General features: G+C 74.8%; 21 protein-coding genes, 1 tRNA gene and 1 CRISPR repeat array. Of the genes, 12 read left to right on the top strand and 10 right to left on the bottom strand.

The features are described from left to right. Window positions 1–86: 86 nt before the first annotated feature. The 4 genes from H299_RS0130830 to H299_RS0130815 all read left to right on the top strand — a co-directional run bounded on the left by H299_RS0130830 (window position 87) and on the right by H299_RS0130815 (window position 3,009). Window positions 87–854 carry an enoyl-CoA hydratase-related protein gene (locus H299_RS0130830; protein ID WP_027751588.1) on the top strand — a complete coding sequence of 256 codons (768 nt, stop codon included), beginning with the start codon at window positions 87–89 and terminating at the stop codon, window positions 852–854. 409 nt (window positions 855–1,263) lie between these two features. After that, window positions 1,264–1,761, top strand: coding sequence for an ATP-binding protein (locus tag H299_RS0130825; RefSeq protein WP_027751587.1), 498 nt, complete (start codon window positions 1,264–1,266; stop codon window positions 1,759–1,761). A 107-nt stretch (window positions 1,762–1,868) separates the two neighbouring features. Then, window positions 1,869–1,942 (top strand) — tRNA-Met (locus H299_RS0130820). Between the two features lie 263 nt (window positions 1,943–2,205). Further along, complete coding sequence (locus tag H299_RS0130815) at window positions 2,206–3,009, top strand: SAM-dependent methyltransferase (protein ID WP_486587500.1); 804 nt, start codon at window positions 2,206–2,208, stop codon at window positions 3,007–3,009. Window positions 3,010–3,033: 24 nt separating this feature from the next. On the opposite strand, the gene H299_RS0130810 is transcribed toward H299_RS0130815, so the two are convergent. Continuing rightward, on the bottom strand, window positions 3,034–3,957 hold the full coding sequence (locus H299_RS0130810; RefSeq protein ID WP_027751585.1) for a class I SAM-dependent methyltransferase: 924 nt from the start codon (window positions 3,955–3,957) through the stop codon (window positions 3,034–3,036). Between the two features lie 208 nt (window positions 3,958–4,165). Beyond that, complete coding sequence (locus H299_RS0130805; RefSeq protein WP_051263004.1) at window positions 4,166–7,468, bottom strand: AAA family ATPase; 3,303 nt, start codon at window positions 7,466–7,468, stop codon at window positions 4,166–4,168. A 175-nt stretch (window positions 7,469–7,643) separates the two neighbouring features. Here H299_RS0130805 and H299_RS0130800 point away from each other — a divergent pair, with 175 nt between their 5' ends. Together H299_RS0130800 and H299_RS37130 are read left to right on the top strand one after the other, a co-directional pair. Then, a complete protein-coding gene (locus tag H299_RS0130800; protein WP_078513170.1) occupies window positions 7,644–8,297 on the top strand; it encodes an NAD(P)H-dependent oxidoreductase in 654 nt (217 codons plus the stop codon). Further along, entirely contained in the window at window positions 8,246–9,637 is a 1,392-nt protein-coding gene (locus H299_RS37130; RefSeq protein ID WP_486587499.1) for an MFS transporter, read from the top strand. Before H299_RS0130800 ends, H299_RS37130 begins: the two co-directional genes overlap by 52 nt. A 113-nt stretch (window positions 9,638–9,750) precedes the next feature. On the opposite strand, the gene H299_RS0130790 is transcribed toward H299_RS37130, so the two are convergent. Further along, the gene (locus H299_RS0130790; protein ID WP_027751582.1) at window positions 9,751–10,308 is read right to left on the bottom strand and encodes a DoxX family protein; all 558 of its coding nucleotides are present in this window, start codon (window positions 10,306–10,308) and stop codon (window positions 9,751–9,753) included. Window positions 10,309–10,459: 151 nt separating this feature from the next. Continuing rightward, window positions 10,460–11,254 (bottom strand): type 1 glutamine amidotransferase, encoded by a 795-nt coding sequence (locus H299_RS37125; protein ID WP_051263003.1) that lies wholly within the window; start codon window positions 11,252–11,254, stop codon window positions 10,460–10,462. Between the two features lie 135 nt (window positions 11,255–11,389). Here H299_RS37125 and H299_RS0130780 point away from each other — a divergent pair, with 135 nt between their 5' ends. Beyond that, on the top strand, window positions 11,390–12,205 hold the full coding sequence (locus H299_RS0130780) for an alpha/beta fold hydrolase (RefSeq protein WP_027751581.1): 816 nt from the start codon (window positions 11,390–11,392) through the stop codon (window positions 12,203–12,205). Between the two features lie 118 nt (window positions 12,206–12,323). Further along, entirely contained in the window at window positions 12,324–12,962 is a 639-nt protein-coding gene (locus tag H299_RS0130775; protein ID WP_486587498.1) for a hypothetical protein, read from the top strand. Here H299_RS0130775 and H299_RS0130770 read toward each other — a convergent pair whose 3' ends face one another. Together H299_RS0130770 and H299_RS37120 are read right to left on the bottom strand one after the other, a co-directional pair. Further along, on the bottom strand, window positions 12,963–14,354 hold the full coding sequence (locus H299_RS0130770; protein ID WP_027751579.1) for a cryptochrome/photolyase family protein: 1,392 nt from the start codon (window positions 14,352–14,354) through the stop codon (window positions 12,963–12,965). It abuts the gene before it with no gap. Beyond that, on the bottom strand, window positions 14,351–15,910 hold the full coding sequence (locus tag H299_RS37120) for an SDR family oxidoreductase (RefSeq protein WP_078513188.1): 1,560 nt from the start codon (window positions 15,908–15,910) through the stop codon (window positions 14,351–14,353). Before H299_RS37120 ends, H299_RS0130770 begins: the two co-directional genes overlap by 4 nt. 284 nt (window positions 15,911–16,194) lie before the next feature. On the opposite strand from H299_RS37120, the gene H299_RS0130760 reads away from it, so the two are divergent. Then, window positions 16,195–16,788, top strand: coding sequence for a GNAT family N-acetyltransferase (locus H299_RS0130760; RefSeq protein WP_027751578.1), 594 nt, complete (start codon window positions 16,195–16,197; stop codon window positions 16,786–16,788). A gap of 57 nt (window positions 16,789–16,845) precedes the next feature. On the opposite strand, the gene H299_RS0130755 is transcribed toward H299_RS0130760, so the two are convergent. Further along, window positions 16,846–17,715 carry an imine reductase family protein gene (locus H299_RS0130755; RefSeq protein ID WP_027751577.1) on the bottom strand — a complete coding sequence of 290 codons (870 nt, stop codon included), beginning with the start codon at window positions 17,713–17,715 and terminating at the stop codon, window positions 16,846–16,848. A gap of 127 nt (window positions 17,716–17,842) precedes the next feature. On the opposite strand from H299_RS0130755, the gene H299_RS0130750 reads away from it, so the two are divergent. After that, window positions 17,843–18,460, top strand: a complete 618-nt coding sequence (locus tag H299_RS0130750) for a TetR/AcrR family transcriptional regulator (RefSeq protein ID WP_078513169.1) — start codon at window positions 17,843–17,845, stop codon at window positions 18,458–18,460. Here the strand turns inward: H299_RS0130750 and H299_RS37835 are convergent. Continuing rightward, on the bottom strand, window positions 18,407–19,456 hold the full coding sequence (locus H299_RS37835) for a hypothetical protein (RefSeq protein ID WP_027751575.1): 1,050 nt from the start codon (window positions 19,454–19,456) through the stop codon (window positions 18,407–18,409). The genes H299_RS0130750 and H299_RS37835 overlap by 54 nt on opposite strands. Window positions 19,457–19,718: 262 nt before the next feature. Here H299_RS37835 and H299_RS0130740 point away from each other — a divergent pair, with 262 nt between their 5' ends. Continuing rightward, entirely contained in the window at window positions 19,719–20,441 is a 723-nt protein-coding gene (locus tag H299_RS0130740) for a Sir2 family NAD-dependent protein deacetylase (RefSeq protein ID WP_027751574.1), read from the top strand. On the opposite strand, the gene H299_RS0130735 is transcribed toward H299_RS0130740, so the two are convergent. Both H299_RS0130735 and H299_RS0130730 read right to left on the bottom strand, forming a co-directional pair. Further along, a complete protein-coding gene (locus tag H299_RS0130735; protein ID WP_027751573.1) occupies window positions 20,419–20,664 on the bottom strand; it encodes a DUF397 domain-containing protein in 246 nt (81 codons plus the stop codon). The two genes, H299_RS0130740 and H299_RS0130735, sit on opposite strands and share 23 nt — an antisense overlap. Beyond that, window positions 20,661–21,581 (bottom strand): helix-turn-helix domain-containing protein, encoded by a 921-nt coding sequence (locus tag H299_RS0130730; protein WP_486587497.1) that lies wholly within the window; start codon window positions 21,579–21,581, stop codon window positions 20,661–20,663. The genes H299_RS0130735 and H299_RS0130730 overlap by 4 nt, the downstream gene beginning before the upstream one ends. A gap of 91 nt (window positions 21,582–21,672) precedes the next feature. Between H299_RS0130730 and H299_RS0130725 the strand changes: the two genes are divergently transcribed. Further along, window positions 21,673–22,059, top strand: a complete 387-nt coding sequence (locus H299_RS0130725) for an ATP-binding protein (protein WP_051263001.1) — start codon at window positions 21,673–21,675, stop codon at window positions 22,057–22,059. A 96-nt stretch (window positions 22,060–22,155) separates the two neighbouring features. Beyond that, window positions 22,156–22,916: direct repeats of the CRISPR family, unit length 29 nt; unit sequence CTGCTCCCCGCGCACGCGGGGATGGACCC. Between the last annotated feature and the right edge of the window lie 3 nt (window positions 22,917–22,919).

The following is a 22,919-nucleotide window of genomic DNA, read 5'->3' as shown; positions in this document are numbered from 1 at the left end:
ACGATTAACGGCATGTCGGATTCTGTGCCCCGCCTCCTTCGGGCAGGGCCTGCCGCCCCGCAGTGAACGACGGCTAACCTGCCCGTATGACTGTGAATCTTGAAGTCGACCAGGGCGTCGGCATCCTCCGCCTCGACCGTCCGCCGATGAACGCGCTGGACATCGCCACCCAGGACCGGCTGCGCGAGCTGGCCCAGGAGGTGACCGACCGCACGGATGTACGGGCCGTGCTGGTCCACGGCGGCGAGAAGGTCTTCGCGGCGGGTGCGGACATCAAGGAGATGCAGGTCATGGACCAGGCGGCGATGATCGCCCGGTCCCGTGCCCTCCAGGACTCCTTCACGGCGGTCGCCCGCATCCCCAAGCCCGTGGTCGCCGCGGTCACCGGCTACGCCCTGGGGGGCGGCTGCGAACTGGCGCTCTGCGCGGACTTCCGGGTCGCGGGGGAGCGCGCGAAGTTCGGCCAGCCCGAGATCCTCCTCGGGCTCATCCCCGGTGCGGGCGGCACGCAGCGCCTCGCGCGGCTGGTCGGCCCCTCGCGCGCCAAGGACATGATCTTCACCGGGCGGCAGGTGCGCGCCGACGAGGCGCTGTCCATCGGACTGGTCGACCGCGTCGTGCCGGACGGCGAGGTCTACGCGCAGGCGCACGCCTGGGCCGCGGCGCTGGCCGCCGGTCCGGCGCTCGCGCTGCGGGCCGCCAAGGAGTCGGTGGACGCGGGCCTGGAGACGGACCTGGACACCGGGCTGACGATCGAGCGGAACTGGTTCTCGGCGCTCTTCGCGACGGAGGACCGGGAGACCGGGATGCGCAGCTTCGTCGAGGAGGGGCCGGGCAAGGCGAAGTTCCGCTGAGCCGGGCTGGTGTGAGCCTGCCGGTCGGGGGCCTGCCGGGCTGAGTCGGTTCGGGCTGGTCCGGGCTGACGTGGTCCGGGCCGAGCGCGGTGACGCGTACGTGCGGGGCGCGCGGCGGTGTCGGGCGCTCCGGCGCGCGGAGGACCGCCTTCCGGGCGCCGGCGCCCCGCCCGCCCCGCCGTTCGCCGCCCCGCTCGGCGGCCCGTCCGGCGCCTGCGCGGGGGTCGGCGTGTGCCGCCGGAGCGCTCGGACCGCCGCTGGTCACACCCGGTCGCCCGGAGGATGGCCGCGCCGCCCGTAGACTTCCGGCCGACCCGGGTGCGGGCGGCGGCGTACGGCGTGATCCCGCGTATCCGTCCCGAAGCGCCCGCGTGGGCGCCATGATGGGGCCATGGTGGGAGAGGGAGACGTGTCGAGCACGACCGAGGCACCGGAGGCGGGGAGCGGCGCGCCGTCCGGCCGCCTCGCCACCGGCCGTCCGGCGGCGGACCTGGCCGTCCTGTTCGAACTCGTCGGGGACCCGACGGCGCGCGAGGTGCGGCTGCCCAACCGCCCGCAGTCCGCGCGCACCGCGCGCCGCCTCACCGAGGCCGTCATGACCCAGGTCTGGTCCCTGCCCGAGGAGCCCACCGAGCAGGCCGTCCTGCTCGTCTCCGAACTGGTGGGCAACGCCGTACGGCACACTGGCGCGCACGTCTTCGGGCTGCGCATGCAGCGCCGCCGGGGCTGGATTCGGATGGAGGTCCGCGACCCGTCGCGGGGGCTGCCCTGCCTGCTGCCCGTCCATGAGCTGGACACCAGCGGGCGCGGCCTCTTCCTGGTCAACACCCTCTCCGACCGCTGGGGCGTGGACCTGCTGCCGCGCGGCAAGAACACCTGGTTCGAGATGCGGGTACCGGAGCGCTGATCCGCACGCGCCGCCCTCTCTCCCGTGCCCCGCAGGCGTGGCGAGCCCGCCGCGCCGGAAAGCGATTTCCCCTGGGGCGGCGCGTGCCGTACAGTCCAGGACATCGCCGCGGGGTGGAGCAGCTCGGTAGCTCGCTGGGCTCATAACCCAGAGGTCGCAGGTTCAAATCCTGTCCCCGCTACTGCGAAGAAGGCCCGGCACACCACGTGTGCCGGGCTTTCTCCTTTCTCCGCCGCCGCTGTCGCCGCCGCCCCCGCCCGCCCGGTGGTGCGGTGAGCGCCACCTCACCCAGCGTGCGGAGGTCCCGGCGGTATATCCGGTGAATTCCCTTTCTCCCTCAGGTGTCCGTCACGGTCCGCGCGAGTCCGGGCGGCCCGCAGGCGGCCGGCCGGCCGAATTCGCGGGATACTGGCGGGACTTGTGGAGTCTCTGGAGGATCACATCGTGCATGAGGGAATATCGCCGCCGATCGATTCGCAGCCGCATCCGGCCCGGGTCTACGACTGCCTGCTCGACGGCAAGGACAACTACCTGGCGGACCAGGCCGTGGCCGAGGAGCTGAGCCGCCGGTGGCCGGACATCCGCAAGGGCGTGCACGAGAACCGCGCGTGGATGCACCGCGTGGTCCGCCACCTGGCCGCCGAGGCGGGGATGGACCAGTTCCTGGACATCGGCACGGGCATCCCGACCAGCCCCAACCTGCACGAGGTCGCCCAGCGGGCGGTCCCGGCCTCCCGGGTGGTCTACGTCGACAACGACCCCGTCGTCCTCAGCCACGCCGGCGCCCTGCTCAAGCCCCTCAGCAGCGAGGGCAGCACCACCTACCTGGAGGCGGACCTGCGGGAGCCGGAGCGCATCCTCGCCGCGGAGCAGGTGCGCGAGACGCTCGACATGGGCCGGCCCGTGGCGCTCATGCTGGTGGCGATCCTGCACTTCCTGGAGGACCGCGAGGACCCGGACGGCATCGTCCGCACCCTCGTGGACGCCCTTCCCTCCGGCTCCTACGTGGCCATCTCGCACGCCTGCGGCGACGAGGCGCCCGAGGACGCCGCCGAGGCCGCGGCGTTCTACCGGGAGCGCAAGGTGTCCGCGCCGGTCGTGCCGCGCGGACACGCGCGGATCGAGGAGTTCTTCACGGGCCTGGAGCTGATCGGGCCGGGCGTGGTCCCGGTGGGCCAGTGGATGCCGGAGATCCCCGGTACGGGGGAGCCCGGCGTCTTCCACGGCGGCGTCGCCCGCAAGGCGTGACCGTCGCCCCGGCGGCCCGCCGCGTCAGGCCTCGTGCGGGGCCCGCCCCGTGTGCACGGTGACCGCCCGCAGATAGAAGGCGTCCGGACGCCGCAGGAGACCGGTGGCGGCGTCCGGGTCCAGGAGCGCGTCCAGCGTCTGCCGGTCGTCGTCCGCCAGGTCGGCGCCCGCCTTGTCCCGCAGGCGGCTGAACGTGGTGTGCAGGTGCTCGCGCGCCCGTGCGTCCAGCGGGGCGGGCAGGTCGACCAGGAAGGTGCGGGAGCCGCCCGGGGCCAGTCCGGCGCGCGTGAGCATGCCCGGCCAGTCCTCCACGGTCCGTACGGAGCCGGGCAGCCCGTCGCGCATCGCGCTGAACCACTCCTGGACGGCGGCCTCCAGCCTGGACTCGAAACCGGGGCGCCCCAGGCCGGGGTCGCGGGGCAGGCAGCGCAGGCCGAGGCCGCTCTCGGCGACCGCGAGCAGCCCGCCGGGCCGCAGGCAGCGGGCCAGGCCGTCGAGCGCGGCCTGCTGGTCGCCGACGTGATGGACCGTCTGACTCGACCAGATCAGGTCGGCGCCGCCCAGAGCCGCCAGGGTGCCCAGATCCTCGGGCAGTTCGGCCTGGTGGACGCGGACGCGGTCTGCCAGCCCGAGCGAGGCCGCCCGCGCCGCGGTGCGCTCCAGGAGCCCCGGGGCGCCGTCCACGGCGACGGTCTCCGCGTCGGGGAAGGCCCGGGCCAGCAGGGCGGTGACCACTCCGGGGCCGCTGCCCACGTCCAGGACCCGGCCGACACCGCCGCTCGGGCCCGCCGCGCCGCCCAGGCCGTCGCGCAGCCACGCTGCGGCGGCCTCCAGGTAGGGCGTGTGCAGTTCGGCCTCCCGCTCCAGGACGGCGGCCATCTCCTGCCAGTCGAGGTCGTCGTGCGTGTGCGTGTGTGCGTGCGTGTGTGCGTGCGGGGCGGCGCTCATCGAGGACCTCCGGTGACGGGGCGGGGCGTACGGACGGGGGCGTACGGACGGGGCGTCTTCCGCGGCCGACCTTGCGGCATACCCGCGCCCGTTGCCAAGAAGTGTTGCCGTTTCCGGGAAGCGGAGGCCGCGCGGCGGGGCCGCACGGGCGGCTCGCTGCGCCGTACGGGGGAGCCCGGGTCCGTCGCGGGCGCCGCCGCAGGCTCCGTCACAGGCGCCAGCGGACCGCCGACGCCGGGCGGTAGCTGCAGTGCGCGCCTGTGGAGACCGCGTCCGTCAGGTGCTCGGCGAGCGGGGGGTGGGAGGTGCGGAGCCGCCGGAGCACGTCGCGAATCCGGGCGGTCACCCGCTGGCGGGCGCGCTCGGCGTCGTCGCCGAGGCGCCGGGGCCGCCCGCCCAGCCCGGTGGCGCGCCGCAACTCGTCCAGCAGCGCCTCGCGTTCCTCGTCCAGGGCGGCGGCGCGGCGGTCGTCGTGGCGGTCCGCGGCGTTCTGGATCTGCTCGTCCAGGCTGCGCAGACGGTCGCGGTACGCCTGGCGCGCCTGCTCGTCGAGCACCGGATCGGCGCCGAGGGTGCGTGCTCCGGCCGCCGGGCCGCCGCCCGGTGCCAGCAGGTCGCGGACGGCGATGTCGACGCCCGGGTGGGCGAGAAGCGTGCGCAGGTCGTGCAGGCCCTTGGCGTCCCGTACGTGCACGGTCCGGGACGCGTAGCGCAGCGTCCACACCTGCCCCTCCGGGCGGAAGACGTTCTCCCCGTCCTCCGGGTCCTGCGGGTCCTCCGGTTCCGCGCCGTCCGCGCCTCCCGCCCCGTACGGTGCGGCGTGCGGCGCCGTCCCCCGCCCCGTACGGGGGGAGCCGTCGAGCGCCGCCGACATGCCCAGCTCGCCGGCCTCCGCCCGCGCCCCCTCCCGCATGGCCGCGGCCCGGGCGGCGTCCTCGGGGCGGCCGCGGGCGGCCAGCGCGTCCGCGAGGCGAGCCCGCGCCAGTACGGACCACGGCCGCGCGCCGAGCCGGTCCGCGGCGGCCACCGCCGAGGTGAACCCGGTGACGGCCGCGTCCCAGCGCTCCTGCGCGGCGTCCAGCGCCGCGGACCACAGGACCAGCGGCCCCCACACCACCGAGGCGCCCGAGAACGTCGCCCACCGGTCCCGTACCGGCGCGATCGCGGCACGTGCCTGTTCGCACTGCCGCGCGTCCCCGGTGAGCGCCGCGATCTGCGCGCGGAGCACCAGCAGCAGCGGCGTGAAGCGGCCCGGCAGCTCGCTCACCGTCGCCTCCACCTCCGGCAGCAGCCGCAGTGCGGTGGCGGCGTCGCCCCGGTGCGCGGCGGAGAAGGTCTCCAGCACGGTCGAGAACGGGTCGCCCGGGGTCGCCGCGTGCGCCGTCGCGTCGGCTTCGTCATTCCGGCCGCGCAGCAGTTCCAGCCCCCAGACCTGGTCCCGCCACATGCGGTGGCGGTCGACCTCGCCGACCCGTTCGCCGAGGGTGAGCGCCGCGTCGATGTCCTCGCGCGCCTCCTCGAACCGCCCGGTGAGCGTGGCCAGGCTGCCGCGCCGGGACAGCGCGAGGTACCGGTGCCGTGGCAGCCGGGTGCGTTCGGTGAGCGCGGCGAACGCGGCCAGCTCGCCGCGGGTGCGCGGATCGCCGCGCTCCAGCAGGGCGAGGGCGCGCAGGAAGGACGCCAGCGACTCCAGTTCCCGATCGCCCGCGCGCCGGGCGACGGTGCCCAGTTCGTCGAGCAGGCCGAGCCGCTCGGTGTCGGTGCCCGGCCCCCACATGGCGTCGTGGTGGGCGAGCAGGCACCAGCCGAGCGTCTCGTCGTCACCCTCGCGCCGTGCCAGTGCGACGGCCGCACGGCTCAGCTCGCGGCCCCTCTCCTCCTGGACGGCCTTGTGGGTGCGGGCCATGCTGCCCGCCGCCAGCACGCGCGCGGTGAGGGAGGGGTCGGGCGAGCCGAGGCGTTCCAGCCCTTCCCGCGCCTCGTCCATCAGCTCGATCTGCGGGGCGGAGTGGTGGTCGGGGTTGCCCAGCCGGTGGATGCCCAGCGCGGCCCGCGCCACCAGCTCCGCGTCGCCCCGGGCGCGGGCGGTGGCCAGCGCGGCGGCGAACGCCGCGCGGGCGGCGGTCAGCTCGCCGCAGTGGTCGAGCGCGGTGGCGAGGTCCAGCTCGATGAGCGCACGGGTACGGACGGAGCCGTCTCCGGTGCCTGTGCTGTCGCCGGTGCCGTCGCCGTCCTCGGTGCCGTCGCCGTCGCCGGTCAGGGCGAGCGCCGCGCGGTAGTGCCGTACGGCCTCCTCGGACGCCAGCCTGCCGTGGGCGTCGTGCGCCGCGTGCAGCAGGTGCTCCCGCGCCTCCCCGCGCGGGATGCGCGGCACGGCGAGGCGCGCGTGGTGCGCCCGTGCGGCGGGGCTCAGCGTGGCCGGGGCGCGCGGCGCGTGCAGTACGGCGGCATGGGCCAGCCGCCGCCCGTCGGCACCGAGCCCGTCGTACAGGCATTCGCGGACGAGGTCGTGCGTGAACGCGTAGCGCCCGGGTCCGGAACGGGTCACCAGGCGGGTGGCGAGGGCCGGTTCGAGCAGCTGCTCCAGGTCGCCCCCGGTCTCGGCCGCTCCGGCGAGCAGTTCGCCGTCGAAGTCGTGGCCGATGACGGCGGCGCGGCCGAGCAGCGCGGCGGACGGTGCGGGCAGCAGCGACAGGCGTCGCTCCACCGCGTCCCGGACCCCGGCGCCCACGGGTGTGGACCCCCGGGTGGAGGAGTCCAGTTGGGCGGTCTGCTCGACGAAGAACGGATTGCCGCCCGTCCGCCGGTGCACCTCGGCTGTCGTCTCCTCCGCAGGCGCCCGGCCGGTGGTACGGGCGATCAGCGCGCCGACCTCCGCCGGGTCCAGCCCGCTCAGCCGAATGTGGGTGGCGCGGGAGACCAGCGGCAGCAGCAGCGAGCGGGCCGGGTGGCCGGGGGCCTCGACCTCGACGTCGCGGTAGCTGCCCAGCACCAGGACCGGTTCGAACCACGCGTGCCGCACGGCGAAGTCCAGCATCCGGAGCGAGGCGGTGTCCGCCCAGTGCAGGTCGTCGAGCACGACCACGGTCGGACGCAGCCGGGCCGCGCTGACCAGCAGCGTGGTGAACGCGTCGTGGAGGCGGAACGCCGCTTCCTCGCCCGTCCCGGGGGAGGGCCGCGCGCCCGCCTCGCCGAGCAGTACCGGCAGGCTGTCCCCGGCCGCCTCGGACGCCGCCGACCACTCGTCCGTACCGGCGCTGCGGGCGAGATCGCGGACCACCTGGACCCACGGCCAGTAGTCGGGCGTCCCCTCGCCCTCCCAGCAGGAGGCGCTGAGCACCCGGGCTCCGCCGCGCGCCGCCTCCGCGGCGGCCTCCGCCAGCAGCGTGGTCTTTCCGATCCCGGCCTCGCCGCTGACCAGCACCAGCCCGCCGTGGCTCGACAGCAGCCGGGCGACCTCCGTACGCAGCACCGCGACGGAGTGCGCGCGGCCGATCAGCGCTTCCGGCACAGCGGATTCCACCTCCTTGAAATCTCCGCGACCCGGGGCTCAGAGGGGGCCTGACCTGCGGCGGGAGCCGTACTCGAAGCCGCGGCGGAGGGCCTGTGAGATCCCGTCTCACGGCGGTGAGGACCATCCTCGCGCCCCTGGGGGTGAGAGCACCGAAAGGCTACCGGAGGACGTCATGCCGACCGCTCAGACCGACCACAACCCCCAGACCGACCACAGCGCCCAGACCGACCCCGCGCAGCGGAGCACGGGCACCGGGGGACCCGCCCCGCTGCGCCTGGCCGTCATCATCGGCAGCACCAGGGAGGGCCGGGCGGGCGCCGCCATCGGCCGCTGGTTCGTGACCCAGGCACAGCGGCGCGACGACTTCGCACTCGACGTCATCGACCTGCTCGACGTGGAACTGCCCGTGCGCTTCCCGGCCGAGCCGACCCCGGAACAGGAGGCGTGGGCCGCCCGGATCGGCCGGGCCGACGCGTATGTGATCGTCACACCGGAGTACAACCACGGCATCCCGGCGGCGTTGAAGCACGCGATCGACCTGGTGGACGAGGAGTGGCACGCCAAGCCGGTCGGCTTCGTCTCGTACGGCGGCCTCGCCCGGGGTCTGCGCGCGGTCGAGCAGTTGCGGCTCGCCTTCGCAGAGCTGCATGCCGTGACCCTGCGCGACGGGGTCAGCGTCAACGTCTTCGACGGCGGCACCGACGAGCACGGCTGGGTCCGGGACGGCGGCGGCGCCGGCAGCGCGGTGAAGGTGCTGCTCGACAAGCTCGAGTGGTGGGCCGCGGCGCTGCGCACGGCGCGCACCACCCGGCCGTACGGCGCGTGAGCGCCGCGATGCCGCCCCGTACGCCGCCGCGCCCCGGCGGTTGCGAGCCCGCCACCGAGGCCGTACCCGAGCCTGCCGCCGTACCCGCACCCGTCCCCGGCGGCGCCGGGCCGCGCGCCCGGAGGGTCTCCCCGTTCGCGCTCGCGGCGTTCGCCGGGCCGCTGTCGTTCGGGATCACCGGCCCCACCCTCGTGCTCGACGACGTCGCGCACGACCTCGAGGTCTCCGTCGCGGCGGCCACCGCCGTGGTCACCGCCTTCGGCTGGGGCCTCGCGGTGGGCACCCCCCTGATGGGCGTCCTGCTGGCCCGGCGCGGCCTGCGGACCGCGCTGGCCGTCTGCGCCCTGCTCATCTCCTGCGGGGCGGCGCTCGTCCTGACCGTCCCCGCCCTCGCGGCGCTCGTCGCCGGTGCGGGCCTTCAGGCGCTGGGGGCCGCCGGGGTGCTGGTGATCGGCATGAGCCTGGCCGACTCCGCGCGGTCGATGGGCGTGGTGACCGCCACCATGGCCGGGCTGGGCGCCGTGGCGCCGCTCATCGGCACCGAGGTCAGCGACGCGCTGTCCTGGCCCGCCGCGCTGGCGATGACCGCGCTGAGCCTGCTGGCGGTGCCCGCCGTACTGCGCGGAGCGGGGGACGGCGTACGGGGCGGCCCACGGCGCGGCGTACGGCGCGGCGGCGCACCCGCTCCGGACTCACCGCCGTTCGACGCGGCGGGCGCCGCGCTGCTGGTCGCCGTGGTGACGGCGCTGGTGTTCGTGCCGCAGCGGCCTCTGGCGGCCGGGGCGTGCACGGTGGCGGCGGCGCTGCTGCTCGCCGCGCACCTGCGCCGCAGGCCCGACGGCTTCCTGCCCGCCGTGCTCCTGACCGCTCCCCGGTTTCTGTTCTCCGCCGGGCTCGCCTTCCTCCTGGCGGTGGGCAACTTCGGCGTCATCTACGCCTCACCCGACCTGCTCGGCGACCTCACCGGCTGGTCGACGGGGCAGTTGGGGATCGCCTTCGCCGTGCCGTACCTGGCCGGGGGCGCGCTGTCCTGGCTCCTGGTCGCCGCGTCCGCCCGGGTCGGCTACGGAGCGTTGGTCACCGCGCTGGGCGGCGCTGCGGCGGGTGCCGTCGCGGTGATCACCTTGGTGGCGCTCGGGGCGGAGTGGCTGCCGCTGATGTTCCTGGGGATGACGACGGGTTCGCTGGCCGCGGCCACCGGGCAGGGGGCGCTCGCGCTGCGCGCCGCCGCAGCGGTGCCGGAGCCGCGGCGGGCGACGGCGATGGGCCTGTTCAACCTGTGCTACCTGCTGGGTGCCGCCTTCGGCCCGGCGATCGCCGCCCTGGCCGTACCGGGGTGACGCCCTGCCGGGGTGAGGCCGTACGAGGCCGGTGACCGGGGGTGCGGTACCCCGTCCGCCGGCGGGCGGGCCGCCGGCGGACGGGGTACGCCCGCCCCGTCGGGCGCAGGCCGTCAGGCGCAGGCCCGCCGGGCGCGACGGGTCTGTCGGCGGGACGACTTCTGGACGCTGCGGAGGTTCCCCTGCACCGAGTGGCCCAGCTCCCCGACCTGCTTGCCCGCACCGTGCGCTGCCCGCCGTGCCCGCCAGCCGAGCGACGGCTTCCCTTCGGTGTCGGCGACGGCCAGCAGCAGGCCGCCCGCCAGCCCCACGTTCTTGAGGAAGTGGACGCGGTGCCCGGCGCGTTCGGCCGGGTCCTCGAAATCCCAGTACTGGTGCGCGGCGGCGGTGGTGGGCACCAGGCTGCCCAGCAGCAGCGCGGCCGAGACCCGGGGGAACTTGCCGAGGGCGAAGGCCGTACCCGCGACGATCTTCACCACGGCGTCCACCTTGACCAGCGTCTCCGGGTCGGTCGGTACGGAGTCGGGCAGCTTGTCGCTCTGCTTGTCGAGGGTCTTCTCCAGCAGCGGCGCGGCCAGCTGGGCGTGGCCCTTGCTGTCGCGGAGGGCGTTGATACCGCCGCCGATGAAGATGGTGGCGAGCAGCGGACGCGCGATACGGCGAAGAATCATGTGGAGCACCCTTTCTGGTTGTCCGGCCCGTGCGGTCCGGCCGGTGGTGTGCGGCCTGCGGTGTGCGGCGTGCGGCATGTGACGCGCGGTCCGGCCGGTCGCCCCGGCCCGTCCTCCCCAACTCTGCCCAGGCACCGTGCGCCGCGCACGTTCACGCGCCGGTAAGGCGCGCCGTACGCACCGTTTCCGCGTCCGGCGTCCCGGCCGTCGTCCCGTCCGCGGCGCTGCCCGTGACGACGGCCGCGAACCGGTGTGCGACCTGCCGCCACACGGGCGTCGCCGCGGGCTCGTCCCGCTCCGCCGTACGCCGCAGTTCGGCGGGGTCGAAGCCCAGGGCCCGCAGCCGCTCCGGTTCCCACGCCGCGACCTGCGCCGCCGTCGTCTCCGGGTGGAACTGCACGCCCCAGGCCCGCGTCCCGTAGCGGAACGCCTGGTAGGGGCAGTGCTCGCTCTCCATCAGCCAGTGCGCCCCGGCGGGCAGCGCGGTGATGGCGTCGACGTGGTTCTCCACCGCCGTCAGCCGGGTCGGCAGGCCGTCGAAGAGGGGGTCACCGGCGGCCTCCGGGCGCAGCGTGAGCGGTGTGCTGCCCGCCTCGGGCGCACCGTGTTCGCCCCGTACGGTGCCGCCTGCCACCTGCGCCAGCAGTTGACCGCCCAGGCAGATCCCGAAGACCGGCACCTGAGCCGCCAGCGCCTGGGAGACCAGGGCACGGGTGGGCGCGAGCCAGGGGGCCCGCTCGTCGGCGTCGGGCAGGTAGCCGCCGCCGAGGACGAGCACCGCCTCGTGCGCGAGCCGCTCGGGCAGCGCGGCCCCGTCGTACGCGTGCACGACGTCCAGGGCCAGCCCACTCCCGTTCCCGGAGGCCTCGCCGCCCTCCACGAGCCAGTCGCCGAATCTGCCCGGGCCTCCGCCCGGACCGTTCTGCACCACGAGTACGCGCGCCATCCCTATGCCCCCTTCACACCGGCTCCTGCCGGCGGTCATCCCATCACCCGCCGGGACCGCGTTCCACCAGGTGGGCGAACGAAACATCCGGGCTCCGCCACTCCGCTTCCTGCCGCCGTCCAATAGAGTGATCGTATGGCCACTGCAACCATCGACGGCATCGCCATCGGCTACGACGACCAGGGCGCACTCGACGCCCCGCCGCTCCTCCTCGTGCACGGACATCCCTTCAACCGAACCATGTGGCAGCCACAGGTCGACGAGTTCGCGGGCGCCGGTTACCGCGTCATCACACCGGACCTGCGCGGCTACGGGGCGAGCGACGTCGTGCCCGGCATCACGCCGCTCGAGGCCTTCGCTCGCGACACCGCGGGCCTGATGGACCATCTCGGGCTGGACCGGGTCATCCTCGGCGGCCTGTCCATGGGCGGCCAGATCGTCATGGAGTTCTACCGTCTCTTTCCGGAGCGCGTCACCGGCCTGCTCTTCGCGGACACCTTCGCCGCCCCGGAGACCCCCGAGGGCAAGGCCGGGCGCAACGCCATGGCCGACCGGCTGCTGGCCGAGGGCATGGGCGGCCACGCCGAAGAGGTCCTCGACAAGATGGTCGCCCCGTACAACCTCACCACGCTGCCCACGGTCGCCGCGCACGTACTGCGCATGATGCGCGACACGCCGCCGGAGGGCGCGGCGGCGGCCCTGCGCGGCCGGGCCGAGCGTCCCGACTACCGCGAGCTGCTCAGGACGGTCTCCGTGCCCGCGCTGGTCGTCGTCGGCACCGACGACGAGTACACGCCGGTCAGCGACGCCGAGTTCATGCACGAGCGGCTTCCCGACTCCACCCTGGCGGTCATCGAGGGCTCGGCGCACATGCCCAACCTGGAGCGCCCCGACGAGTTCAACGCGGCGCTGCGCCTCTTCCTCGCCCGCCTCGCGGACGGCGGCCGTTGACGGTGGAGCACTGACGGACCGGGCGCCGGGGGCACCGGCCGGGGCACCGCACCCGCTGCTCGGCCTTCTCCTCGACGCCGCGGACGGCCGCTTTCCGCCCGTCGACGGCGGCGTCACCGTGACGCCGCCGCTGCCGGGCGGACTGGCGTGCTCCGTCGCTTTCACCGGGCACGCGGTGGTGGCCACCGCGCGCCCGGAGGCGGCGGTGCGCGCCCAGGGCGCGGACGGCTTCGGCGCCTCCCTCGCCCCCGGCTTCCTCAGCTGGCTGGCGGGGCGCGGGGGGCGGATCGGCTGCGTCGACGCCACCCTCGTCGCCCGCGGCACGGGGCGGGTCGGCACGGGCCAGGTCGGCACGGAGCAGGGCGCGTCCGGCGGTGACGGCCCGAGCGCCGCCTCCCCGCTGACCGAGCGCCACGACCTCGACGCCCACCCGCGGGTGCGGCACGCCCGTGAACTGCGCACCGGCGTGCGCGTGTACGGGGACGCCCGCGGCCTGGTCACCCTCGCGGACGGCCTCGCGGGCCGCCGCGAACTCAGCGTCGAACTGGACCCAAGCCGCTCGCCCGGCCCGGACGGGAGCCGTGGCCACGGCCGTGCCCTGCTCCGTGACGCCCTGGCCCTCGTCCCGGCCCACGTGCCGGTCTTCGCCGCCGTCTCTCCGGGCAACGCCCGCTCCCTGCGGGCCTTCCTCGCCGCCGGGTTCGTCCCCGTCGGCAGCGAGGTGCTGATCAGCCCGGGGCCGAGCATCGCGGGCTGATCACCGCAGCCCCCGTGCGGCCCGGAACCGTTCCGCCGTCGCCTCCGGATCGACCAGCGGCTCCGGGTAGTCCAGACCGGCCCGCCGCGCTGCCGCCAGCCGCCACGGGGCGTGCACGGCGCCGCCCTCGACGTCGGCCAGTTCCGGCACCCACCGCCGTACGTACGCCCCGTCCGGGTCGAAGCGGCGGGCCTGGCGGACCGGGTTGAGCACCCGGTTCGGCCGCGTGTCATTCCCGGTGCCCGCCACCCACTGCCAGTTGAGCTGGTTGCTCGCCACGTCCCCGTCCACCAGGAGCGACAGGAAGTGGCGGGCACCGACGCGCCAGTCGGCGTAGAGCGTCTTGGTGAGGAACGAGGCGGCCAGCAGTCTGCCGCGGTTGTGCATCCAGCCCTCGTGGCGCAGCTGCCGCATCGCCGCGTCCACGACGGGATACCCCGTACGGCCCTCGCGCCACGCCGCGATCTCCGCCGGGTCGTCGTGCCAGGCGTCGTGCCGGGTGCGGTAGTCGCACCAGGCCGCCGCTGGGCGGGCCGCCAGCACCTGCTGGTGGAAGTCCCGCCAGGCCAGCTGCCGTACGAACGCGTCCGCGCCGGCCGCCGTCTCGTCCCCGCCGCCGCCCCGTCGCCGCGCGCGGTGCACGAGTTCCACCGCCGAGAGCGTGCCGAAGTGCAGATGCGGCGAGAGCCGGGACGTCGCGTCGCCCGGCAGGTCGTCGTGCCGTTCCGCGTAGTTGCGCAGGCCGCTCGCCGCGCGGCCCGCCCACGCCGCGAACCGCCGCCTGCCCTCGGCCTCCCCGCCCCGTGCCAGGCCGGGGGAGGCCCCCTCCACCGCCGCGCGGGACGGCAGCTCCCGCGAGCCGACCCCCTCCGGCACCCGCACCGCCTCCGGAGCGCGCCGTACGCCGCGCGGCGCCGCCGCCGACCAGCGCCGGAAGTACGGGGTGAAGACCGCGAAGTGATCCCGGCCCTGCGGCGTGACGGCGCCCGGCGGCAGCACCGTCGTCACCGCGTCGTGCACCCGCAGCTCGCGCCCCTGTGCCGCGAGCGCGGCGCGCAGCCGGTCCTCGCGGCGGCGCGCGTAGCCGCTGGCTCCGGCCGCCACGTGCACCTCGGCCGCGCCGGTCTCGGCCGCCACGGCGCACACCTCGCCCACCACGTCACCCTCGCGGACGACGAGCCTGCCGCCGCGCTTCCGCAGCGAGTCGTCCAGGTCGGCCAGGCAGTCCGCGAGGAACGCCCGCCGGTTGGGCGCGTCGAAGCCCGCCGCACGTACGCCCGCGTCCCGCACGAAGAGCGGCACCGTACGGTGCGCGGCGGCCAGCGCGGCGCACAGCACGGGGTTGTCGTGCACCCGCAGATCGGCGGTGAACAGCGCGATCGAGACGCTCATCCGTCGCGCTCCGCCCGCTCGGAGCCGCGCCCCGCCCGCCCCGCGCCGTCCGCCGCCCGCCCCGCGTCGCCGCGCCCCCCGTCCGGCGCGGCCGACTGCGCGGCGGCCCGCGCGATGTTGCGCGCCATGCCCCCGAACACCAGCCCGTGGAACGGCGCGACGCCCCACCAGTACGCCTGCCCCGCGAGCCCGTGCGGATGGAAGACGGCGCGCTGCCGGTAGACGGTGCGCCCCGCTTCGTCCCGTGCCGACCGCAGCTCCAGCCACGCCAGCCCCGGCAGCCGCATCTCCGCGCGCAGGCGCAGCAGCCGCCCGCGCTCGATCTCCTCGACCCGCCAGAAGTCCAGCGAGTCGCCCACCCGCAGCCGCGTCGCGTCGCGCCGTCCGCGCCGCAGCCCGACGCCGCCCACCAGCCGGTCCAGCCAGCCCCGTACCGCCCACGCCACCGGCAGCGAGTACCAGCCGTGTTCGCCGCCGATGCCCTCGATCACCCGCCACAGCGCCTCCGGCGGCGCGTCGACTCGCTGCTCCCGCTCGTCGGTGTAGAGGCTGCCGCCCGCCCAGTCGGGGTCGGTCGGCAGCGGGTCGCTGGGGGCGCCGGGCACCGAGGCGGACGACCAGCGGGTGGCGACGTTCGCCTCCTGGACGCGTTGCAGCGCCAGTTCCACGGAACGGTCGAAGGCGAGCGGGGCGCCGGGCGGCGAGGGCACGTACTGCTCGATGTCCTGCTCCCGGCACACCACCTCGTGCCGCAGCGACTCCGCCAGCGGCCGGGCGATCGAGGCGGGCACCGGCGTCACCAGGCCGACCCACCGGCTGGAGAGCCCGGGCGTCAGTACGGGGACCGGCACGATCAGCCGCCGCGGCAGCCCGGCGACCGCCGCGTAGCGCAGCATCATCTCCTTGTACGTGCACACCTGCGGGCCGCCGATGTCGAACGTGCGGTTCAGCCCGGCGGGCAGCCGCGCGCAGCCCACCAGGTACCGCAGCACGTCCCGCACCGCGATCGGCTGGATCGGCGTACGCACCCAGCGCGGCGTCACCATCGCGGGCAGCCGCTCGGTCAGATAGCGCAGCATCTCGAACGACGCGGACCCGGAGCCGATCACCACCGCCGCCCGCAGCACCGCCGCCGGCACGGGCGCGTCCAGCAGAATCCGGCCCACCTCCGCCCGGGAGCGCAGGTGCGGCGACAGCTCCCGCTCGGGCACGCCCGCCGGGGTGAGCCCGCCCAGATAGACCAGCCGCCGCACTGCGGCCTCGGCGGCCTGCTCGGCGAAGATGTGGGCGGCACGCCGGTCGGTGGCCTCGAAGTCCTTGCCGCTGCCCAGCGCGTGCACCAGGTAGTAGGCGACGTCCACGCCCTGCATCGCCGAGCCGACCGACGCGGCGTCCGTGACGTCGCCGCGCACCACCGTGACCTCGGACGCCCACGGGTGGTCGCGCAGCTTGGCGGGCGTGCGGGCCAGGCACACCACCTCGTGCCCGGCCGCGAGCAGTTCCGGCACCAGCCGGCCGCCGACGTAGCCGCTGGCACCGGTCACCAGGCAGCGCAGCGGTGCCGCCTCCGCCTCGGCGCCCGTGCCGGTGGCCCGCGCGCCCGTGCCCGCGCCGCCACGCCCCTCCGTACGCTCCGTGGCGTCCTCTCCGGCGCGCCCCGCCTGCCCGACGCGCTCCTCCTCGCCCTCCTCGGTCACGGACCGCCTCCTCTCCCCGTCCTGGGCGCACGGTGCTCCGCGCGCACGGCGCCCACTGTGCCCCCTCGAGGCGCGCGACGCCCGCTCTGGCGCACCGGAAATCCGGTGTGACAACACATCCGGCAGCAGCACATACTGCGTGGATGAACGTTCATGCGGGCACCGTGCCGCGCCGCGACTTCCGCTACAAGCCCACGATCGACGGCGAGCTGGTCCAACTCCGCCCCGTCACGGAGGATGACACAGCCGCCCTGCTGCCGATGCTGCGCGACGCGGAGGTGGCGCGGCTGACGGGCAGCCACGACGAGGGCGAGTTCGAGGAGGCGCGCGTCCGGGCCTGGTACGCCGGCCGCGCCGACCAGGACGACCGGCTGGACCTCGCCGTCGTGGAGCGCGCCACCGGCCGCTGCATCGGCGAGGCCGTGCTCAACGAGTGGGACGCGGACAACGAGAGCTGCAACTTCCGTATCGCCTTCGTCCCCGGCGTGTACGGGCGCGGCCTGGGCACCGAGGCGACCAGGCTGCTGGTGGGCTACGGATTCGAGGAGCTGGGCCTGCACCGCGTCTCGCTGGACGTCTACCCGCACAACCCCCGCGCCCGGCGCGCGTACGAGAAGGCGGGCTTCGTCGCCGAAGGGGTGCGGCGCGAGGCGCTGTACTGGGAGGGCGAGCGGGTGGACGCGATCCTGATGTCCGTGCTGGCCCATGAGTGGGCCCGGCACCACGGGCGCCCCTGAGCGTGTGCCGGGCGCCCGGTCCGCACCGGGCGCCCGCCGACGTGCCGTGCCCGCGTGCTACTTCGCGGCGGGCCGCAGGACCTCGGTGAGGCTGGTGAAGCTGTCGCCCCCGTGCCCGGCCGCCAGCCCGCGCCGGAAGATCTCCAGCACGGCCTCCGGCAGCGCCGCGTCCACGCCCGCGTCCTTCGTCGTGTGCACGACGTGGTCGACGCTCGCCACCCCCATGGCCAGCCGGTCCACGTCGCCCGGGTGCTCGCCCGCGTCGAGACGGGGCGCGTAGAACTCCAGGAACTGCGCCACGTCCGCCGCGCTGCGCACGTACGGCAGCAGCTCCGACGCCTTGATGCCGTGTGCCCCGGCCAGCGTGAAGGCGTGCAGGCAGGCGAGCATCGTCGTCCAGAACACGTCCATGTTCAGCTGGTAGTACAGCGCCGCCAGCCCCGCGTCCGCGCCCCGGTAGTCGGTGGCGGTGAGCACCGCGAGGGTGTTGCGGTGGGCCTCGAAGAGGTCCGGCGGCCCGCTGTAGAGCGTCGAGAACTCCGGGTCGCCGATGCCTGACGGGGGCGTCAGCACCCCGCCGGTCAGATATCCGGCCCCGTGCCCGGCCGCCCACTTCGCCCCGTCCCGCGCCTTCTGCGGGGTGTCCGAGCTGAGGTTGACCAGGACCCGGCCCGCCAGTGCGTCGGCGGCGGGTTCGAGGATCTCGTACATCGCGTCGTAGTCGGTCAGGCTCAGTATCACCAGCTCGTTGGCGGCGACCGCCGCCCGCGCCGTCGCCGCGCGCACGGCGCCCTTGGCCACCAGGGCGTCGGCGCGGCTCGCCGTCCGGTTCCACACCGTCACGGCGTGACCGGAGTCCAGGAACGCCTGCGCCATCGCCTGGCCCATCGGACCGAGCCCGATCACGGTCACCGGCTGCTTGCTCATGGGATCACCATTCCTCTGTCTGCATGGCGCACGTGTCTGCACGGGGCGCCACTAGAACGAACGCTCTATCTAGTAGGGAGCGTAGCGCATCTCTAGAACGAACGCTCTATCCGGTAGGCTCGGGCAGGTGAAGACCACCAGCGCCCACGACGGGACGGCCCCCGCCCCCGCCCTCGGCACCCGGGAGCGGATCGTCCGTACGACCTCGCTGCTGATGCAGCGCCAGGGCTACGACGGCACGGGCATCAAGCAGATCTCCCGTGAGGCCGGGGCCACCCTCGGCTCCGTCTACCACTTCTTCCCCGGCGGCAAGCAGCAGCTCGCCGTCGCCGCCGTCCGCCACGGCGACCAGGAGTTCGCCGAAGCTCTGCGCGAGGCGCTGGCGGCCCACGACGACCCCGGAGCGGCCGTCGCCGCCTGCTGCGACATGCTCGCGGACGGGCTGCGCGCGTCCGACTGGATCGAGGGCTGCCCCGTCACCGCCACCGCCCTGGGCACGGCGGGCCGCGCCCCCGACATCCAGCAGGCCGCTGCCGAAGCCTTCGCCCGCTGGCAGGACCTCGTCTTCGACAAGCTCCGCGAACCGGGCGTCGGCATTCCCGAGGACGACGCGCGCGAGCTGGCCCGCACCGTCATCAGCACCCTGGAGGGCGCGGAACTGGCCGCGCAGGTCGCCCGCGACGACGAGCCGCTACGGGCGGCGGGCAAGCACCTCGCCCGCCTGATCGGCCTCTACCGCCGCTGACGGCGCCGCCCCGTCCGGGGCGGCGGAGCCGAGCACGGAGCGCCAGCCCTCCCCGCTCCGGATGCGCTCGACGGGACCGCCGGGGCGCGGCGGCTCCGGCGCCCGCCGCACCTCCGCGAGCGGCGCCGCCGGGCGCTCCCAGCCGGGCAGCGGCGGCAGATACCGCAGCAGCCGCGCCCGTACGAACCCGCGCGGGCACCGCACCCCTTCCTCCGGCAGGCCCTGCACGACCACGGCCCGTACGGTCTCCGGCCCCTCGCCGCGCAGCAGGTAGTGCCCGGCGAGCTGGGCCAGTTCGCGCGCGTCCGGCGCCGTGAGCGCCAGCTGCGGCGCGGAGCGGCGCAGTCGCAACAGGACGCGCTCCGCCCGCGCGGCGTACGGGGCCAGCGGCCCCGTCAGCGGCGGCAGCGGCGCGGCGTCCGGCTCGGTCTTCGGCACGGCGCCTTCCCGCGTCGCGGGTGCGGGCGTGGGGACGGGGAGGGGGGTCTGTTCTGCTTCCGTCTGATCCCCCGCCAGGGGGCGCCGCCGGGTGCTCCGCGTGGCGGGTGGACCGGCCGCCGGTCCCTGCGCCGGCCACGCCGCCGCCCAGGCCGCCGAGTTGACCAGCCGTACGCCCAGCCTGCGCGAAGCGGCGGTGTCCTTGCCCAGCCGTGCGGCGTCTTCCGCCGCCGCCCATCCGGCCGCGACTTCGTCCCCGCCGCGCAGCGGTACGAGGGAGACCAGCCGCTGTTCCCGGATCTGGCCGCGTACGTTCTGCCGCTTGCGCGCGTGCCAGTGCCCATGCATGCGCAGGGACTTGCGGGCGGCGTTGGTCTTGTCCTTGCCCATCCGCAGCTTCCGGGCGACGGTGTCGCTGGTCTGGCGGTTGCGCGGGGCGAGCTTGGCGAGCGCCTGGAGGAGGCGCAGCGCGGCGTCGCTCAGGCCGACGTCGTCGATGAGCGCTTCGGGTGTCTGGAGGAAGGGCGGGCGCGCGGGCGCGTTAACATCGCGGGGCATCGTCAGTGGGGTCCTTGTCCAACTGTCGGTGTAGGCCCTCGGTGTGGTGTTGGTAGCACCTGCCGGGGGCCGCTTTCGTGCTGCTGCCGCCCAAGGTAAGCCCGTGATCCCCCGTCAGGCACGAAGCGTAAGGAAGAGGGCCGCAAGCGGGCACCTTCGATCGCCCGACGGCCAACACCGTGCGCCGGACGGTCACGAGCAGGCGCCGGGCCCGGCCCGTAATCGCGTCGCCGTGCCGCGATCCGCTGCGTACGCTCCCCGCATGACGCTCGTCGCAATCCTCAGCGGCGCCGGAATTTCCACGGACTCCGGCATCCCCGACTACCGTGGACCCAACGGCCTGTGGCGACGCGACCCCGGCGCAGAGAAGCTCGCGACGTACGGCGCGTACATGAACGACCCCGACGTCCGCCGCCGCTCCTGGCTCATGCGGCGCGACACCCCGGCCCTGAGCGCCGCACCGAACGCCGCGCACCACGCGATCACCGCACTGGAGCGCTCGGGTGCTGCCGTCCGCGTCCTCACCCAGAACGTCGACGGCCTGCACCAGCTCGCGGGCACCTCACCCCGCAAGGTCCTCGAACTGCACGGCACGGCCCGGAAGGTCGTCTGCACCGCCTGCGGGGCGACGTCCACGATGGAGGAGGCGCTGAAGCGCGTCGCGGCGGGGGAGGACGACCCGGACTGCCGGGACTGCGGCGGCATCCTGAAGGCGGCCACCGTGATGTTCGGTCAGCAGCTCGATCCCGAGGTGATCTCCGAAGCGATGGCGATCGCGCAGGCGTGCGACGTCTTGGTGGCGGTCGGCACCACGCTCCAGGTCCAGCCCGCCGCCTCCCTCGCGGGCCTCGCCGCCGACCACGGAGCCCGCCTGATCATCGTCAACGCGGAACCCACCCCGTACGACGACCGCGCCGACGAGATCCTCCGCGAACCCATCGGCACGTCCCTGCCCGCGCTGCTCAGCCGATACCACTGCACATGACGACGAACGCGCGCCACGCCTCCGGCGCCACGGCCAGCTGCGGGCCACCGACATCCTTGGAATCCCGCACATGCACGGCGCCGGGGCACGCGGCGACCTCCACGCAGTTGCCGCCGTCGCTGCCGCTGTGGCTGGACTTCCGCCAACTGACCGCGATTTCAAGGCAGTCGCCACCGCCACTGCCGCTGTAGCTGCTCTTGAACCAGGTCAGCTCGCTGCTCATTGCTCTCCCCCCGCAAGTTCGATCAGACGCGCGGACTCCTCGATATTGAGGGCCTGCGAGCGCAGCTTGCCATACCGCAATCCGAAGTCACTGACCGTGTGCGCCTCGGTGATCACCACCCCCGTGTCCTGGGATTCCAGATAGGCCACTCGCCGGTGTCCCTGAGTCTCCAGCAGCACCATCGGACCGTTGAGCCCCGGATGCATGCCCGCGCGCATCGGCACGACTTGGATCTCCACGTTGGGCAGCTTGGTCACCTCCACCAGGCGGCGGAGCTGGGACCGGAGAATGGCCGGACCGCCCACGGGGTTGCGCAGCACCGGCTCCCACACCACGAACGAGAACTGCACCTTCGGCGTGCGGGTCAGCAGCTTCTGCCGTTCCATCCGCGCTTCGAGATGCTGCTCGAACAACTCGGGCTCCAACTGCGGCACGTGACCACTGAAGACGGCCCGCGCGTACTCCTCGGTCTGGAGCAGCCCCGGTACGAGCTGCGGCTCGTACTGGAAACGGCTCACCGCCTCCAGCTCGATCTTCGCGAAGTCCTGGAAGAACCGGGGAAGTTTGGCCAGTTCGACCTCTTCCTGCAACGCCAACAGCGCGCCCCGCGCACCCAGCACGCGTTCGGCCGCCTCCGTGAACGTGTACTTCGCCGGGCGGCGGCCCTGCTCGATGGACGAGGTCTGCTCGTACGAGTACCCGACGCCGTCGGCCAACGCGGACTGCGTCAACTGGGCCTGTTCACGGAAGAGTTTGACCAGGCGGCCGTAGCAGCGCCACGCCTCCGGCCGGTCGTCCTGCTGCTGGGACTGCGTCTTCCTCGTCGTCGTCTGGCGGCCCATGCCCGCCACCTCCCCGTCAGAGCGGTCCAGCCCGTACACGTCCCGTACCAGCCCGTACGCCGCAGATCGGTACACCGGACTGATCTGGCCACTCTAGACGGAGTGACGGGATGGTCACCCTGTGAAGCCACAAACTCCCCCCGCCGTCCCTACCCGCCTCTTCTGCATGCGATTCACCCCCACGTTTCGCGGCGTCCGCCTCGCCCGCCATCTGGCCGCCGACCGGCTCAACTCCTGGGGGCATCCGTACGACAGCGCGCCGACCCGCACGGCGGAACTGATCGTCGGCGAACTCTGCGCGAACGCGGTCCGCCACGGCTGCGTGTCCGGAGCGGACTTCGAGCTACAGGTCACCCTCCTGCGCGACGCGATCCGCATCGACGTCTCCGACGCCTGCCACGAACGGTGCCCCTCGCTCGCCCCCGAACTCCCGCCCGTCGAAGCAGAATCGGGCTACGGCCTCTTCCTGGTCGCCGCCCTCGCCACGAACTGGGGTACCCAGACCCACGAACCCCTCGGCAAAACCATCTGGGCCGAGGTCGCCCTGCGCTAGCCTGGCCCGATGAACTCCCCGCCGGGCGATTTGTCGCATTCCCAACAAGTAAACGAAACCGACCTTCCCACCGGGTAAACCCGCAGGTCACCCAGTCTGCTCCCCGCGCACGCGGGGATGGACCCGACGTTGATCAGTAGCCTGCGCAGGTGCAGGTCTGCTCCCCGCGCACGCGGGGATGGACCCGCCAGCAGCGCCCCCACCTCCGCGCCGTCGCCCTGCTCCCCGCGCACGCGGGGATGGACCCCCTCTACTTCCTCGTCCCCGCTGGCACGGCCGCTGCTCCCCGCGCACGCGGGGATGGACCCGTAGGCGGAATCGTCTGCATCAGACCCTTGGACTGCTCCCCGCGCACGCGGGGATGGACCCTGCGACAGCTACGGGTACAGCTACGGCGACGACTGCTCCCCGCGCACGCGGGGATGGACCCGTCCCGAGCGGCGTGTGAACCTTGTAATAGCCCTGCTCCCCGCGCACGCGGGGATGGACCCTGCTACCGCGACGACCTCGGCGAGCCAGTGCCCTGCTCCCCGCGCACGCGGGGATGGACCCCACCGCGGTGGCAGTGGAGATCCTGACCGGCACTGCTCCCCGCGCACGCGGGGATGGACCCCTCCCCGACCTCGTCGTCCTCGCCACCGAGCCCTGCTCCCCGCGCACGCGGGGATGGACCCTGCTACCGCGACGACCTCGGCGAGCCAGTGCCCTGCTCCCCGCGCACGCGGGGATGGACCCCACCGCGGTGGCAGTGGAGATCCTGACCGGCACTGCTCCCCGCGCACGCGGGGATGGACCCCTCCCCGACCTCGTCGTCCTCGCCACCGAGCCCTGCTCCCCGCGCACGCGGGGATGGACCCTGC

Source organism: Streptomyces sp. CNH287, assembly GCF_000424825.1.
This window is presented reverse-complemented; position numbering and strand designations above follow the sequence as displayed.

Coding starts and splice junctions, on each gene's coding strand:
- H299_RS0130790 (WP_027751582.1), bottom strand. CDS start 10,308: ATGATTCTTCGCCGTATCGCGCGTCCGCTGCTCGCCACCATCTTCATC.
- H299_RS37125 (WP_051263003.1), bottom strand. CDS start 11,254: ATGGCGCGCGTACTCGTGGTGCAGAACGGTCCGGGCGGAGGCCCGGGC.
- H299_RS0130755 (WP_027751577.1), bottom strand. CDS start 17,715: ATGAGCAAGCAGCCGGTGACCGTGATCGGGCTCGGTCCGATGGGCCAG.
- H299_RS0130770 (WP_027751579.1), bottom strand. CDS start 14,354: ATGAGCGTCTCGATCGCGCTGTTCACCGCCGATCTGCGGGTGCACGAC.
- H299_RS0130735 (WP_027751573.1), bottom strand. CDS start 20,664: ATGAGCAGCGAGCTGACCTGGTTCAAGAGCAGCTACAGCGGCAGTGGC.
- H299_RS0130740 (WP_027751574.1), top strand. CDS start 19,719: ATGACGCTCGTCGCAATCCTCAGCGGCGCCGGAATTTCCACGGACTCC.
- H299_RS0130810 (WP_027751585.1), bottom strand. CDS start 3,957: ATGAGCGCCGCCCCGCACGCACACACGCACGCACACACGCACACGCAC.
- H299_RS0130800 (WP_078513170.1), top strand. CDS start 7,644: ATGCCGACCGCTCAGACCGACCACAACCCCCAGACCGACCACAGCGCC.
- H299_RS0130830 (WP_027751588.1), top strand. CDS start 87: ATGACTGTGAATCTTGAAGTCGACCAGGGCGTCGGCATCCTCCGCCTC.
- H299_RS0130725 (WP_051263001.1), top strand. CDS start 21,673: ATGCGATTCACCCCCACGTTTCGCGGCGTCCGCCTCGCCCGCCATCTG.
- H299_RS0130760 (WP_027751578.1), top strand. CDS start 16,195: ATGAACGTTCATGCGGGCACCGTGCCGCGCCGCGACTTCCGCTACAAG.
- H299_RS37835 (WP_027751575.1), bottom strand. CDS start 19,456: ATGCCCCGCGATGTTAACGCGCCCGCGCGCCCGCCCTTCCTCCAGACA.
- H299_RS0130780 (WP_027751581.1), top strand. CDS start 11,390: ATGGCCACTGCAACCATCGACGGCATCGCCATCGGCTACGACGACCAG.